Source organism: Ochrobactrum quorumnocens, assembly GCF_002278035.1.
Classification (GTDB): domain Bacteria; phylum Pseudomonadota; class Alphaproteobacteria; order Rhizobiales; family Rhizobiaceae; genus Brucella; species Brucella quorumnocens.
Window position 1 is genome coordinate 290446 of record NZ_CP022604.1, and the last position, 15349, is coordinate 305794.

Below are 15349 nucleotides of genomic sequence, written 5' to 3' on the forward strand. Positions count from 1 at the left end.
TTTTGGTTTTGTTTCGAACATTAAGCAGTATTGGATGGAACGAATGCTAACTCACAATTTCAGCAGTCTCCAATACGGCATGAAGAAGCACATCAGCGCCAGCCGATGCCCACTCCTTTGAAATTTCCTCGTCTTCATTATGGCTCAGGCCATCCACACATGGACACATAACCATGGCAGTTGGCGCTACACGATTGATCCAGCAGGCATCGTGTCCAGCACCCGAAACGATATTGCGATGGCTGTAACCAAGCCGTTCGGCTGCATTGCGGATGGCGGTGACGCAACCTTCGTCGAATGTGACAGGATCGAAATGTCCGGCCACTTCGATCTCGATACCGATGCCCAGTTCCTTTGCGATCTTAGGCGCTTCGGCCTCAAAACGCTCTTTCATGGCATCGAGTGTTTTCTGGTTCGGAGAGCGGAAATCGACGGTGAAGACGATCTGACCCGGCAACACATTGCGTGAGTTCGGCGAAACTTCGATATGGCCTACGCCGCCCACGGCATCCGGCTGATGTGACATGGCAATCTCGTTGACGAGTTGCAGCATCTTACCCAAGCCCACGCTTGCATTTTTGCGCATCTTCATCGGCGTCGAGCCGGTATGCGCTTCTTTGCCGGTCAGTGTAACCTGCAGCCACCACAGCCCCTGGCCATGGGTGACAACGCCAATATCCTTGTTTTCAATTTCGAGGATCGGGCCTTGTTCGATGTGGAGCTCGAACATCGAGTGGATCTTGCGCTTGCCGACCGGCTCATCACCCTTCCAGCCAATGCGTTCCAGCTCATCAATGAATTTCTTGCCTTTGGAGTCGGTGCGCTCATAGGCCCAGTCCTGCTCATGCACGCCGGCAAAAACGCCGGATGCCAGCATTGCAGGCGCAAAACGTGTACCTTCTTCGTTGGTCCAGTTGACCACCACGATAGGACGCTTTGTCTTGATATTGGTGTCGTTCAATGTGCGCATGACTTCAAGTCCGCCCAGCACACCGAGCACGCCGTCATATTTGCCGCCTGTCGGCTGCGTGTCGAGATGGCTGCCCATATAGACCGGATCAGCATCCGCATCTTCGCCGGGGCGAAGGAAAAACATGTTGCCCATCGTGTCGACGGTCATCGACAGTCCGGCTTTTTCACACCACGACTGGAAAAGTTGGCGGCCTTCGCTGTCTTCATCGGTCAGCGTCTGGCGGTTATTGCCGCCACGAATACCAGGGCCAATTTTGGCCATATCCATCAAGCTGTCCCACAGGCGATCACCATCGACCTTGAGATTGCTGAAACTGGGATTGTTGCTGAGCACCATACGCTCTGCCTCCACATTTCAAGCATGCATCAACGGCGACATTGCTGCCAGCGCTTCGCATGATATGTTGTTCCCGCGACCTGGCTCTTTGGCCTCAATCTTCTTGCAACAATTGCAAAAACTTGACTAGTTGGTCAAAATGCAGGCTAGAAGAGCGTTCGACACTGGTCAAGCGGTTTTAAGAAATTTTGCTCTGTCAAAAGGTGTTAAATGGTCACAGATGCGACAGCTCCCGTCGAAGCAGGTGTGAACGAGAAGGCGGAGGGTGCGACCCGCATTCAGGGAATCAATCGCAGGCTGATTCTGGATGCGGCTTTGGACGTCTTTTCTGCCTATGGCTTTCGCGGATCTACCGTCGACCAGATCGCCGAAAAGGCAGGGATGTCGAAGCCAAACCTGCTTTATTATTTCCCGCGAAAGCAGAATATCTATGTGACAGTTCTCGAAGAGACACTCACAGAATGGCTCGGCCCGTTTGAGAGCATCAACCCGCAAGGCGATCCGCTGGATGAACTCCGGCACTATATTACGCAGAAACTTGAACTCTCTGCGAAGAGACCGGAAGCATCGCGCCTTTTCGCAAATGAAATTCTGCATGGTGCTCCGGCCATTACCGATTTTCTCAAAGGTCATCTGAAAGATCTGGTCGATGAAAAGGCGCGGGTCATTCATCGCTGGATCGAGGAAAAGCGCATTGCGCCGATTGATCCTTACCACCTCATTTTCACGATCTGGGCGGTGACACAGCATTATTCCGACTTCTCGGTTCAGGTCGCAGCCGTTCTTGGCAAGCGCACGGAAGAACCTGATTTTTATGAGCAGACAGCACGCTCCATTGCAGCAATCATTCTTGACGGTGTGCGTGTTCGCGACGATGTTTCGCCCTTATGAAAACGATTCTTATTGCAGCAGCCATTGTCCGTGATGACGCGGGCCGTTTCCTCCTCGTGCGCAAGCGCGGCAGCGAGATTTTCTTCCAGCCTGGTGGCAAGATTGATGCAGGCGAGAAGCCTGAAACAGCCCTTATCCGCGAGATCGAGGAAGAGCTTGGGATTCTCATTGATGAGAGCCAATTGCGCTATGCTGCAAAGATGTCGGCACCGGCTGCCAATGAAGAAGGTGCAACTGTTGAAGCCGAATTGTTTCACCTTGCATTAAACGATGGGCAGATACCCACCGCCTCAAGCGAAATCGAAGAGCTGATCTGGGTTGCGGCGGGCGATCAGACCCGACCTGTAGCCCTGCTTTCACAAAGCATCCAGACACGGTTTTCGGAAGCAGTTTAAGCAATATCGACGCGATTTCCTTCGCCATCGAACAGATGGAGATGCTGTGCCGGGAAGCTCACTTGAACAGAGCCCTGCGCATGAAGCGCATCGCGATCGAGCGTGAAAATCTTGAACGGCAATCCGTGCAGGCTGAGATGCAGGATAATGCCGAAGCCGGTCGGCTCGACCAAATCGACATCAGCCGTCAGGCCTGCTGAATTCTCGATATGAACATGCTCTGGACGAATGCCAAGCGTGGCGTTCGCGCCATCCTTGAGTTTTACGGGATGCGGTAGCGCGATGAGCGTGCCGTCCTTGAGTTTCAGACGCGGACCACCATCCTGTTCAAGATAGGTTACGTCGAGAAAATTCATGGCGGGTGAACCAATGAAACCTGCCACGAAGAGATTGGCCGGGCGGTCATAAAGCTCCAGTGGAGAGCCGACCTGTTGCACCACACCACCATGCATGGCGACGATACGGTCGGCCAGAGTCATGGCTTCGATCTGGTCATGCGTGACGTAGATCGAAGTAGCCTTTAACTCTGCATGAAGTTTCTTGATTTCGGCGCGCATCTGCTCTCGCAGGCGGGCGTCGAGGTTGGAAAGCGGCTCATCAAAGAGGAAGGCCTTGGGCTGACGCACAATGGCGCGGCCCATGGCAACACGCTGACGCTGGCCGCCGGAAAGCGCCTTCGGACGGCGTTCCAGCAAAGGATCAAGGCCGAGCTTGGCGGCGGTCGATTTGATGGCGCTTGCAATCTTTTCTTTCGGCGTTTTGCGCAGCCGCATGCTGTAGCTCATATTGTCGGCGACACTCATATGCGGGTAGAGCGCATAGGACTGAAACACCATCGCAATATCGCGGTCTTTGGGTGCGAGTTCATTGACGCGCTTGCCACTGATCTGCACCTGGCCGGCAGTGATGTCTTCAAGGCCAGCAATCATGCGCAGCAATGTGGATTTGCCACAGCCTGACGGGCCGACCAGCACAATGAATTCGCCATCTTTGATCTCAAGATCAACGCCGTGCAGAACAGCATGTTCGCCATAGCTCTTGCGGACTGACTGAATATCGATGGAAGCCATAGGGAAAAATCCTTTCAGCCTTTGACCGCGCCAGCCGTGAGGCCCTGCACGAGATATCGTTGAATGAGGAAGAAGAAGAGACAGGCCGGGATCAGTGCGAGCACACCCGCCGCCATCATCTGTCCGAAATCGACCGAGAACTTTGAGACAAAGCTCAAAAGCCCGACCGGGAACGTGGCTGAATCATTGCCGGAAATCAGCATCAGCGCGAACAGAAGCTCGCTCCACGCAGCAGTGAAAACGAAGCCGAGCGTGGCTGCAATGCCGGGCAACGTGAGCGGCAGAATGATTTGGCGAAACGCCATGAATTGCGTTGCACCGTCAATCTTCGCAGCTTCTTCGAGGTCTTTCGGAATACCGTCGAAGAACGACTGCATCAGGAAGGTTGCGAAAGGTACATTGAACGCCGAATAAACGATGATCAAGCCGATCAGGCTGTTGGTAAGGCCGAGCGGCGCCATGATCTTATAGATAGGCGCGATCAGCATCACGAGCGGAAACATCTGGGTGAGCAGCATTAGCGCTACGATCCAGTATTTGGCGCGGAAGTTGAAACGTGACAGCGCATAACCGGAAAGTGATGCCAACAGCGTGACGATGATGGCGGTTGAGCCGGACACGATCAGACTGTTGCGGAAGAACAGCGGGAACGAGCTGTTATTCAAGACATGGCTGAAGTGATCGAACGTCGTGCGCGATGGCCAGAGCCGCACACCTTCGCTGTACAGCAGGTCATTGGGCGTGACCGAAACTTTGACCAGCCAGAAGATCGGAAAAAGCGCGAATAGAACAAACAGCAAAATAGCTATGCGATGTGCGCCGACAAGGAGAAATTTACGGTTTGTCATGACCTTAATCCTTGTTTAGCAGCGTCTGGCGCAACAGCACGATGAGCATCGAATAGACCATCAGCAACACGAGCAGCACCATCGCAATGGCAGACGCATAGCCAAAATCGAGCCGCTTGAAAGCCTGCGTGAAAATGTAGCTTGCGACGATCTGCGTGCGGTCGGCCGGGCCACCGCCGGTCATCACGACAATCAGATCTGCACTGTTGGCAATCCAGACGGTGCGCAACAAAATGGTAATGGCCATGGTTGGTGCAAGATAAGGCAGCGTAATAGAAAGGAAGCGCTGCACTGGGCCCGCGCCATCAATTGCGGCTGCTTCATAAAGATCGCGTGGGATGGCCTGCAAGGCCGCGAGCATGGTGATCGCAAAGAACGGAATCCCCCACCAGACACCGGCGGTGATAATGCCCCACATGGCAAGATTGGGATCGGACAGGATATTGTCAGGCGCACTCAATAGTCCAATGGCGTACAGCCAATGAGGAAGTGGACCGATAACGGGGTTAAACAGCCATGCCCAATTAAGACCGGTCAGGAATGTTGGCACTGCCCATGGCAGGAAGATCAGCGCTTGCGCCAGACCGCGACCCGCAAACGGCTTGTCGAGCAGCAATGCCAGAATAAGTCCAAACACAAATTGCAGCAGGACCGAACAACCCGTCCACCAGAGCGTGTTTTTCAATGAGCGATAAAACGCCTGATCGGTTGCAAGTTCCCGAAAATGTTCAAGCCCGACAAAGCCGCCGGAAAACGGATTGAGCAACTGGATATCGCGAAAGGCATAGGACACGCCAAGGACCAGCGGAACCAGCATGATAGCGCCAATCAGGATCAGCGCCGGAGCACTGTAAAGATAGGGTTCGGAGGCATGCGCAAAACGCTGCAAAAAGCTGCGCTGGTCCTGCTTTGGCACTTCGCTGCGCACCGGGGCCTTTATGGAAGCGGTGTCGGTCATCATTTTTCCCTTCGCGGGGATTGCATGAAGATGATGAGCAGGCGCGAAAACTCCGCGCCTGCCAAGTTTACGCGGCTTACTGCTTGGATAGGTGCTTCTGCTGTGCCTTGGTCAGATATTCTGCCCACTGGTCGGCCAACTGATCCGGCGTGATGTCGCCGAGAAGCGCTTCCTGCGACGTCTTGATGACGAGCGAATCCTTGAAGAAGGCAAATTCTTCAAGATAGGTCGGCATCACGGTTGGAACGACGTTCTTGTCAGCCAGTTCATCGAACCAGCCCTTGAACTGCTCACCGCTATAGAACGGATCGTTCTGTGCGGATTTGAGAACCGGCAACGCGCCGGTGCGCTTGTTCCATTCGATGTTGCCTTCGGGTCCTTCAAGGGTGGAAATCAGCTTCCAGGAAAGGTCCTTGTTTTTGCTTCCGCTCATCATCGACCATCCGGCAAAGCCAATGGTCGGGAAGGTCTTGCCATCCGGGCCCTTTGGCATAATGGCAACGCCGAAATCTTCAGGCTTCATGCGCTCGGCAATGGCGATCAGGGCGTCCGGGTCCTGATTGAGGAAGGCGCAGGTGCCGCTATAGAAACCAGCGACGGTTTCGTTGAACCCCCAGTTCACGCTGTCCTTTGGTGCGAGGCCGTTCTTGTAAAGATCGACCATCCAGGTGATACCCTTTTTCCAGCCTTCGCTGTTCATGGTTGAGGTGCCGTCTTCATTGAAGAACTTATTGTTGCCTGCCATGGACGCAGCAAAGATCACCCAGCCATTAAGTCCGCCGGGACCACCGCGCATACAGAAGCCTGACTTGCCGGGAAGGGCTGCGATCTTCTTGGAAGCCTCAACGAATTCGTCCATCGTCTTTGGCGGCTCGGATACACCAGCCTCAGACAGCAACTTCTTATTGTAGAACATGGCGTTCAGATAAAAACCGTAAGGCAGCGTATAGGCAGTGTTCTTGACGCTGCGGCCAAGCTCAAGCGCACGCTCGGTCAGGTCTGGCGTGGTTTCCCACTTTTCCAGATATGGCTCGAGGCTCTCCAGCATGCCATTGTTGGCATAGAGCGACACCCATGTGTCCGGCATTTCCATGACGTCAGGAATTTCACCTGCCGATACCATTGTAGCGAATTTCTGGAAGGATTCTCCCCATGGCAGCGAGATGATTTCCACCTTGGTTCCTGGATTGGCGGCTTCAAACTTTGCAACAATTGATTCAAGCGTCTTGGTGCGCTCCGGGCTGGTGATAACCTCCACCAGCTTCAATGTTGTATCGGCAAGCGCTGTGCCACTCATCAGCATGGTGGCGAGTGCGGCGACTACTAGTTTCTTCATTTCCGTTCCCCTTTTTTTATCCTCACGACGGTTTATTTCATGCGATTGACTGAGCGAGCGCTCCTTCAATGTCTCTCCACAGCGCTTCGGTTCCTTCCAGTCCGACATGCAGGCGCACCGAGCGCGCATCAATGCCGAATGTGTGTGCCGAATTTGGCTGTGCCTTTTGCTGCAACACCACTTCGCCCGGTACGATCAGGCTTTCATGCCCGCCCCAGCTCACGCCAAGCTTGAACAGGTTGAGATGGTTGCAGAATTCGCGGATATTCACGCCTTCGTGGAAGATCACCGAGAACAGACCGGACGTGCCGGTCAGCCCTGCTGGCAGGCGATTGGCAAGTGCTGGATGGCAGACAGTTTCCACCGTATCGAGCGCTTGAAGACGCTTTGCTATTTCGAGTGCCGAGGCTTCATGCGCCTTCATGCGCGTTGGAAGAGTACGCATGCCGCGAATAAGCAGCCACGCATCAAATGGTGAAAGCTTGCCACCGAGATATGGGTAGGTTTCTGCGCGAATTGCATTGATCAGCGCTTTCGAGCCGGTCACAACGCCTGCCACAACATCGCTATGACCACCGAGATATTTCGAAGCCGAATGCACAACGAGATCAACGCCAAGCGACAGCGGGCGCTGGAAGATCGGGCTTGCCCAGCTGTTGTCGATGATGCTTAGAACGCCGTGTTGCTTAGCGATTTTGGCCAGCGCGCCGACATCATGGGCTTCCATCACCCAGCTTGTCGGGCTTTCCATGTAGAAGATTTTCGCGCCGGGCAAAGCCTTTGCGACTGCTTCTTCGTCACGTCCGTCGACATAATCGACCTGCACCTGCATGCGCTTCAGGATGGTACCGAAAAGCCGGAACGCATCCGGGTAGACATGGCGCACCGCAACAATGCGATCACCCGGATTGACGAAGGCCAATACGCTTGATGAAATTGCGGCCATACCGCTGGCAAACCCCAGCGCATCTTCGCCGCCCTCAAGCTTCGCCAGCATTTCTTCAAATGCCCGCACGGTCGGGTTGAGTCCACGTGTATAGATTGGACGAACTTTTTCGCCGCGATAGGAGGCGACCATATCGTCATAGCTTGGGAAGGTAAAAAGCGAGGTCTGCACGATGGGGGGAACCACGGCGTCGTATGCATTGCTTTCATCATGAGCAACCGTAAGTGCTGCAAAATCCAGCGGATCCATCCCGTCGGTCATTTGGACATTTCCTTGATGTCTTCCTCAACAATGTCGAGGATCTTGAGTGTTTCCAGCCGCGCGGATTCAGGGTCCTGAGCCACGATGGCGTTAAAGAGCGTGCGGTGGAACGGAAAGGTCCGCCGCGCGAAATCGACGCGCTCAAACGGATGATCCCAGAAGTGCAGAAAGGCTTCGCGCATCTGTTCGAGCAATTGTCTGAAAAGCGGATTATGGGTCGCGTCATAAATGGCGAGATGGAAGGCAAGATCTTCGGGGCCTGACGTGCCTTCAGCGATGTGAACACGCTCCATCTCGTTCAGATTGCGCTCGATAATCACGAGGTCATCGGCTGTGCGTTTGCGCGCTGCAACCATGCTGGCTTCCGCTTCAATGCCGCGGCGTACTTCAAGCGATTGCAGCAATGCATCGCGCAACTGTGCGGGATCGAATGAGAGCGGCATATGGATTGTCGCCGCCGAAATCGGCTTCAGCAGATAAGTGCCGCTGCCCTTGCGGGCTTCAATCACCCCCAATGCCTGAAAATGACGGATTGCTTCGCGAATGGTGGACCGACCAACGGCGAGTGCAGTCATCAATTCACGTTCTGCGGGGAGGCGGTCACCGGCCTGAAGCTGCGCTGTCGCGATGTAATTGGCGAGAGCATCCGTTACCTGCCGGGCACGATCCATCGGCGGTAATGGCGCTATTTGCAGCAGCCTGCGATCTTTCATCCTGCCTCCATTTTACAGATTGGCCCAGAGATCAGCCCCGCGATCAGCCCAGAGACTAACCTAGTGTTTGGCCCAGTGTCCGGTCCAGAATCTCAACGCGCAATCAGGTCAGAACCGGTTCCCTAATTGGTTTTTAAATTGGTCTGACATCATAGTAATATCGACAGGAAATCGACATTGTCAAGCGGGTGCTGGTGAAGGGTTTTATGATGGGGTGATCGGGGATCATCTGTTATCTTATTGATATAAATCGAATATTTCTCTTATACTCCGTGAGAGCGCTCTGGTGAATGATTTATTTGCGCATGAATAAGCTCTTTGCATGGGCATGTTTTTCCGATTGCACTTGCGCAAACTTGCTCCTATCAATCGGCGGAAGAGGCAGCGCGTCCCGAAACGTGTGAAGCGGTTTTTGGATAAGAGGCGCTGGATAAGGAGCGCGGCACGTTGAGCGCCGTTGTTGGGGAGATATCCATGCAATTGAAGGCATCCGAAAAACGGACGCTTGGCCGGACCGGTCTGACTGTAACGGCGCTTGGTCTGGGAACAGCACCTTTGGGCGGGCTCTATGCGCCGGTCGCGCGTGCTGACGCCGACGCTCTGCTCGAAGCGGGCTGGGAAAGTGGTATCCGCTATTTTGATAGCGCGCCGATGTATGGCTATGGCCGCAGTGAACACCTTCTGGGTGATATGCTGCGTGAAAAGAATGAGCGTGCGGTCATTTCGACTAAAGTCGGTCGCCTGATGACCAATGAGCGTGCCGGGCGCAAGCTGCCGCCAGCGCCACCAAAGAACCCGCTTGATTCCGGCTGGCACAATGGGCTGAATTTCCGCGAGGTATTTGATTACAGCTACGACGGCATCATGCGGAGCTTTGATGATAGTCAGCAACGTCTTGGCTTTCCGGACATCGATCTGCTTTATGTCCATGACATTGGCCGCGTGACCCATGCCGACAGGCACGAGCTTCATTGGAATGCGCTGACCAGGGGCGGTGGATTCCGCGCGCTGAGCGAATTGCGCGACGCAGGCAACATCAAGGGCTTTGGTCTTGGTGTGAACGAATGGCAGATCATTCGCGATGCGCTTGAAGAAGCTGATCTCGACTGCTCGCTTCTTGCTGGCCGCTATTCACTGCTCGATCAGGTGTCGGAAAAAGAATTCCTGCCATTAGCGCAAAAGCGTGGCATGGCGCTGGTCATCGCCGGTGTTTTCAACTCAGGTATTCTTGCGGCACCGCGCGGCGGCGAACAGAAGTTCGACTATGCCGATGCGCCTGCCAAAATCATCGAGCGCACCAATCGCCTGCATGACATTTGCGATGAGTATCATGTGCCGCTTGCCGCTGCCGCCATGCAGTTCCCGATGATGCATGAGGCGGTTAGTTCCATTCTGATCGGTGTTCGCTCACCTGAACAGATCAGGCAAAATGTTGTGTGGTTTGAACAATCGATCCCGGATGAATTCTGGACGACACTTCGCTCGGAAGGTCTCATTTCGTAATCATGACGTCCAAAATTCTCTGCGTTGGTGCCCTCACCATGGACACCATTTTCCGCCTCGATACGCTTCCCGAACAGGCAGGTAAATATCTGCCTCGCGAGGCGGTCGAGATTGCTGCTGGCATGGCATCAAGTGCAGCCGCTGCGATTGCCCGGCTTGGCGGTGAGGTGGCGCTCTGGGGTTCTGCGGGGATTGATCCAGTGGGCGATCGCGCCATAACGGAGCTTGAAGCCGAAGGTATTGATTGTTCCTATATCCGGCGGCTCGATGGCGCTCGCACCGCATTTTCTTCGATCCTCGTTGATGCGAACGGTGAACGCATCATCGTGCCTTTTTATGATCGCAGGCTTGCAAGTCCGTCTGATCCGGTGCCGCCGATTGCAGCGGGAGCTTATGCCGCTGTCATGACCGATGTGCGCTGGCCATGGGCTGCTGAAACTGCGCTGCGTGCTGCGCGCGATGCAGGTATTCCGGCCATTCTGGATGCCGATACCGCGCCTGTCGAATTGCTCGAAACGCTGTTGCCACTTGCGACCCATATCGTAGCATCAGAACCTGCAGCAATCAGCGTGGCAGGGACGACAGATTTGAGCGAATGTGTCTGCATTTTAGCTGACCGTTATGATGTTTTTACTGCTGTTACCGCTGGAGCGGAGGGCTGCTATTGGTCAGACGGCGCTGGCCAATCCGTTTCACATGTGGCGGGTTTCAAGGTCGATGCAGTGGATACGCTTGCTGCAGGTGACGTGTTCCACGGTGCTTTTGCACATGGTCTGGTGGAGGGAAAACCGATGACGGACATCATCCGCTTTGCCAATGCCGCTGCCGCCATCAAATGCGCGCGTTTCGGCGGACGAGCCGGTTCACCACATAAAGCGGAAGTTCTTTCATTCATCGAAAGCTGCGTTGTTCCAGCACGATAAGTTAAGCGACGTACATCTTCCTCCCTCGTCCTTCGAGACGCTGTTTTCAACAGCTCCTCAGGATGAGGGACGCAGATGTCAGCGCTTTGGACTAACCCGCGTTTCAGCTATTTTACGTTCTCTCCCATTTTCCCGAAATCATGCGATTACACACTGAACTCGAATTGACTCTTTACTAACATGTTAGTATGTGCAAACCTAAAGTTCAAACTTGGGAGGAGCCAGTTTTGGCACACGATAATTCTGGTCAGGAGCGCTTCGGGCTCTCTGCAGCGCTTACAACGCCATTCGATGCGGATGGCAAAATCGATGTCAGTCGTGCTCTGAAGCACGCCCGCGCTCGCCTCGATAGTGGCTGCTCAAGCGTCACTTTGTTTGGCACCACAGGCGAAGGTTCGTCGATCGCTGATGCCGAACGCGCAGTACTTCTGGATAGCTTCATTGCTCAAGGCTTTGCAGCTTCCAACATCGTTGTCGGTGTGATGGAAAACTCGGTTGCTGATGCTGTCCTTCAATCGGCCGATGCGCTGCGTCGCGATTGCAAGGCCATTCTTCTGGCACCCCCATCCTATTTCAAAAACCTTTCCGATGGTGGCCTGTTCAACTGGTTTTCTGCAGTCTTCAAAGGTCTTGGCGATGATGCGCGCAGCATCATTCTTTACAACATTCCGTCGGTTACTGCCGTTGAGCTTTCTGTCGATTTGATCAGCCGTCTGCGTGCAGCTTTTGGCGGTATCATCACTGGTGTGAAGGATTCGTCGGGGACCTGGGCCTATACGGAAAAACTGCTTGCCGCACACAAGGACATTGCGATCCTGATCGGTGATGAGCGCGATCTTGCTGCGGGTGTTCGTCTTGGTGGGCAGGGTGCTATTTCCGGCATGGCCAATCTGTTCCCGGATCGTCTTCTGCGCATGGTCAACGAAGGTCAGGACGACGCTGAACTCGTCAGCGCCGTGCAGCAGTTGCTGAACTATCCGGTCACGCCAGCAGTGAAGGCTATGGTTGCGCGTCATACGGGTGACATGGAGTGGCGTCGGGTGCGTGCACCGCTCGTTTCACTCAACGACGCGGATTTCAATGCAATTGGCAGTGTATTCGACCGTTTGCATATGGCAAAAGCGGCCTGATCACGGCATAAGCGAACGGCACTGAGAGGGGACAGGCTTTGGCGGAAGATCACAGCGAACCGGTAAAATTGCGGGATAAAGCTTATCAAAGCTTCACCCAGCATTTGCTGGCGCGCGATTTTCATCCGGGCCAATTCGTTTCTCAGCGTCAGCTCGTCACCATGACGGGCCTGCCGCTCGGTGCTATCCGCGAACTTATCCCGCGCCTTGAAGCGGAAGGTCTTATCAAGACCGTGCCGCAGCGCGGGCTTCAGATTGCGCATATTGATCTCAATCTCATCCGCGAGGCGTTTCAGTTTCGGCTTTTCATCGAGAAAGAGGCGATTGCCATCTTCTGTCAGGCGGCATCTGACGAACTGCTACGTTCGTTGCGCGCGGAGCATGAAAACACGCTCAATCGCGCAATGAACGAGGGCGAAACGCCTGAGCTGGAAGAGCAGGCGCAGAATATCGACTGGAGCCTGCACGATACGATTGTCGGCTCGCTCGACAACGAAATCATCTGGCGCGCTTACCAGACCAACACGATCAAGATGCGTCTGATCAATCAGGAGCGCTTCCGCATTACCGGACGCGTTATCCCGGTCATGCAGGAGCATCTTTCCGTGCTGAGCGCAATCGAAACCCGAGACCCGCAGACTGCCATGGATGCCATCGCCGTTCATATCAACAATGCGCGGAAACTGGCTTTGCATATATGAGACTGAAGGTCGGGCGAGAGGAGTCGCCGGGCCGGAAGAATGACAGGCCAAAATGTATAAGGCCTAAAACACAACAGGGGAGGAGTAAGCAATGAATCTGTTACGTCCGACACGCCGCCAGTTTATGGCGGGAACCGCAGCAATCGCTGCATCCGGCATCACGGGCTTCACCCCGTCATTAGCCCAGTCAAATGTCGACTGGAAGAAATTTGCCGGAACCACACTTGAAGTAAACCTCATCAAAAGCCCGCGCGGCGAAATCCTTCAGAAGCATCAGAAGGAATTCGAAGAGCTGACGGGCATCAAGGTGAACTCCGAGCAGATGCCGGAACAGCAGCAACGCCAGAAGGCGGTGATCGAGCTGACTTCCGGTCGCCCGAGCTTCGACGTCATCCATATCAGCTATCACGTTCAGAAGCGCCAGTTTGAAAAAGGCGGCTGGCTTGCCGACCTCAATCCGTTCCTGAAAGACCCGACGCTGACCGATGCATCGCTTACAGAAGATGATTTCGCAAGCGCTGGTCTGACATTTGCCAAGGATGCCCATGGCCGCTTCGGCGCGCTGCCATTCTCGGTCGATTACTGGATCATCTACTGGAACAAGGAGCTCTTTGCCGCCAAGGGCATTGAATATCCAAAGACCTTTGAAGAGCTGGTTGCAGCGGCAGAAGCACTCACCGATCCATCGACCAAAACCTATGGCTTCGTCGCTCGCGGCATGAAGAATGCCAATGCGCCGGTCTATACCAGCTTGCTGCTTGGCTATGGCAAGCAGTCGGTTGATGCGGACGGCAATCTGCAGACGGATTCGGCTGAAGGCATTGAAGCTGCCAAGCTCTATCAGCGCCTGATGACCAAATCGGCACCTCCCGGTGTTGCAGGCTTCAACTGGGCTGAATGCCAGTCGAACTTCCTGCAAGGACGTGTCGGCATGTGGCTTGATGGTATTGGCTTTGCGCCACCGCTTGAAGACCCGAACAAGTCGCGCGTTGTTGGCAAAGTTGGCTATGGCGTCATGCCAGCTGGCCCGAATGCTCAGGCAGCACCAACGACAGGCGACGGCATTGGCGTGACCGAAGCTTCCAAGAACAAGGAAGCCGCATATCTCTATTGCCAGTGGGCTATTTCCAAGGAAATGGGTGCACGTCTTCTGCAATCGGGATCGGGCGTTCCTTTCCGCAAGTCGATCATTGACGACGAAGCAGTGCGCAAGGCTGTCACCATGCCGGAAGGCTGGGTGGAAGCCCTCTCGAAGTCTGCCCCGATCAGCCAGCTCTGCCTGCCTGTCATCGTGCCTGTCACGGAATTCCGCGACATTATCGGTGTCGGCCTCACCAATCTTCTCAATGGTGCTGACGCAGAAACTGAAATGAAACGCGCGACGGAAGAATTCCGTCCGGTCCTCGCACGGAGCGAAGGAAAATGACATCTGCCGCCCCGATAGGAGCAAAAACGGAAGCTGCTGCGAAGGCAGCTTCCTCCGCCAAGTCGGTCACGAGCCGCTTGCGGCCCAGTTACTGGCCGTTTGTTCTGCCAGCCTTGATCACCGTCGGGGCGGTGATCGTCTTCCCATGGGTGTTTACACTCTGGATGAGTACCAACCAGTGGCAGCTTGGCGGCGAGCAGAGCTTTGTCGGTTTTGACAATTATCTGCGTCTTGCGACCGATATGCGCTTCTGGGAATCCATGTGGCACACGGTTGTTTACACGGTTCTGTCCGTCGTGGCCCCGATGATATTGGGTACGATTGCAGCGCTGGTGTTTGACAGCAAACTGCCCATGCGCGGACTTCTGCGCGGGATCTTCGTCATGCCGATGATGGCAACACCGGTGGCGGTCGCACTGGTCTGGACGATGATGTATCACCCACAGCTGGGTGTGCTGAACTATCTTCTGTCGCTGATCGGCATTCCGCCGCAGGAATGGATTTTCAACCAGAACACAGTCATTCCGTCGCTGGTTGCTGTTGAAACCTGGCAGTGGACGCCGCTGGTCATGCTGATCGTGCTGGGCGGCCTTGCTTCCATGCCTCGCGATCCGTTTGAAAGTGCAGAAATTGATGGTGCCAATGGCTGGCAGAAATTCCGTTATATCACGCTTCCGATGATCCTGCCTTTCATCATGGTGGCTGTGATTATTCGCTCGATCGATGCGCTGAAAAGCTTCGACATCATCTATGCGATGACGCAGGGCGGTCCCGGAACAGCATCGGAAACCATCAACATCTATCTCTATAACGTGGCGTTTTCTTATTATGACATTGGTTATGCATCGGCAATTGCCGTGGTGTTCTTCATTGTCATTATCGCCATGTCGCTTGTTCTTCTGGCGCTGCGCCAGCGGACCAAGTGGAACAGCTGAGGAC

15 protein-coding genes are annotated in these 15349 nt (G+C 54.5%); 8 read left to right on the forward strand and 7 right to left on the reverse strand.

Going from position 1 to position 15349, the window contains the following annotated elements; translation table 11 throughout:
• Positions 1-46: 46 nt before the first annotated feature.
• On the reverse strand, positions 47-1309 hold the full coding sequence (locus CES85_RS10815; RefSeq protein WP_095445999.1) for a Zn-dependent hydrolase: 1263 nt from the start codon (positions 1307-1309) through the stop codon (positions 47-49).
• 210 nt (positions 1310-1519) lie between these two features.
• Here CES85_RS10815 and CES85_RS10820 point away from each other — a divergent pair, with 210 nt between their 5' ends.
• Both CES85_RS10820 and CES85_RS10825 read left to right on the forward strand, forming a co-directional pair.
• Positions 1520-2200 (forward strand): TetR family transcriptional regulator C-terminal domain-containing protein, encoded by a 681-nt coding sequence (locus tag CES85_RS10820; RefSeq protein ID WP_095446000.1) that lies wholly within the window; start codon positions 1520-1522, stop codon positions 2198-2200.
• Positions 2197-2595: an NUDIX hydrolase gene (locus tag CES85_RS10825; RefSeq protein WP_095446001.1), complete on the forward strand. Its 399-nt coding sequence runs from the start codon at positions 2197-2199 to the stop codon at positions 2593-2595. The genes CES85_RS10820 and CES85_RS10825 overlap by 4 nt, the downstream gene beginning before the upstream one ends.
• Here CES85_RS10825 and CES85_RS10830 read toward each other — a convergent pair.
• The 6 genes from CES85_RS10830 to CES85_RS10855 all read right to left on the reverse strand — a co-directional run bounded on the left by CES85_RS10830 (position 2592) and on the right by CES85_RS10855 (position 8727).
• Entirely contained in the window at positions 2592-3665 is a 1074-nt protein-coding gene (locus CES85_RS10830; RefSeq protein ID WP_095446002.1) for an ABC transporter ATP-binding protein, read from the reverse strand. The two genes, CES85_RS10825 and CES85_RS10830, sit on opposite strands and share 4 nt — an antisense overlap.
• A 14-nt stretch (positions 3666-3679) precedes the next feature.
• A complete protein-coding gene (locus tag CES85_RS10835) occupies positions 3680-4513 on the reverse strand; it encodes a carbohydrate ABC transporter permease (RefSeq protein ID WP_095446003.1) in 834 nt (277 codons plus the stop codon).
• A 4-nt stretch (positions 4514-4517) separates the two neighbouring features.
• Entirely contained in the window at positions 4518-5471 is a 954-nt protein-coding gene (locus CES85_RS10840) for a carbohydrate ABC transporter permease (protein WP_095446004.1), read from the reverse strand.
• Between the two features lie 76 nt (positions 5472-5547).
• The gene (locus CES85_RS10845; protein ID WP_095446005.1) at positions 5548-6807 is read right to left on the reverse strand and encodes an ABC transporter substrate-binding protein; all 1260 of its coding nucleotides are present in this window, start codon (positions 6805-6807) and stop codon (positions 5548-5550) included.
• A gap of 37 nt (positions 6808-6844) precedes the next feature.
• Positions 6845-8014, reverse strand: coding sequence for a PLP-dependent transferase (locus CES85_RS10850; RefSeq protein WP_095446006.1), 1170 nt, complete (start codon positions 8012-8014; stop codon positions 6845-6847).
• A complete protein-coding gene (locus CES85_RS10855; RefSeq protein ID WP_095446007.1) occupies positions 8011-8727 on the reverse strand; it encodes a FadR/GntR family transcriptional regulator in 717 nt (238 codons plus the stop codon). The genes CES85_RS10850 and CES85_RS10855 overlap by 4 nt, the downstream gene beginning before the upstream one ends.
• Before the next feature lie 474 nt (positions 8728-9201).
• Between CES85_RS10855 and CES85_RS10860 the strand changes: the two genes are divergently transcribed.
• The 6 genes from CES85_RS10860 to CES85_RS10885 all read left to right on the forward strand — a co-directional run bounded on the left by CES85_RS10860 (position 9202) and on the right by CES85_RS10885 (position 15345).
• Positions 9202-10230 carry an aldo/keto reductase gene (locus CES85_RS10860; protein ID WP_095446008.1) on the forward strand — a complete coding sequence of 343 codons (1029 nt, stop codon included), beginning with the start codon at positions 9202-9204 and terminating at the stop codon, positions 10228-10230.
• A gap of 2 nt (positions 10231-10232) precedes the next feature.
• The gene (locus CES85_RS10865; RefSeq protein ID WP_095446009.1) at positions 10233-11153 is read left to right on the forward strand and encodes a PfkB family carbohydrate kinase; all 921 of its coding nucleotides are present in this window, start codon (positions 10233-10235) and stop codon (positions 11151-11153) included.
• A 227-nt stretch (positions 11154-11380) separates the two neighbouring features.
• Entirely contained in the window at positions 11381-12283 is a 903-nt protein-coding gene (locus CES85_RS10870) for a dihydrodipicolinate synthase family protein (RefSeq protein ID WP_095446010.1), read from the forward strand.
• A 38-nt stretch (positions 12284-12321) separates the two neighbouring features.
• Entirely contained in the window at positions 12322-12984 is a 663-nt protein-coding gene (locus tag CES85_RS10875) for a GntR family transcriptional regulator (RefSeq protein ID WP_095446011.1), read from the forward strand.
• Positions 12985-13075: 91 nt separating this feature from the next.
• On the forward strand, positions 13076-14410 hold the full coding sequence (locus CES85_RS10880) for an ABC transporter substrate-binding protein (protein WP_095446012.1): 1335 nt from the start codon (positions 13076-13078) through the stop codon (positions 14408-14410).
• Complete coding sequence (locus CES85_RS10885; protein ID WP_095446013.1) at positions 14407-15345, forward strand: carbohydrate ABC transporter permease; 939 nt, start codon at positions 14407-14409, stop codon at positions 15343-15345. Before CES85_RS10880 ends, CES85_RS10885 begins: the two co-directional genes overlap by 4 nt.
• The last annotated feature ends 4 nt before the right edge of the window (positions 15346-15349 follow it).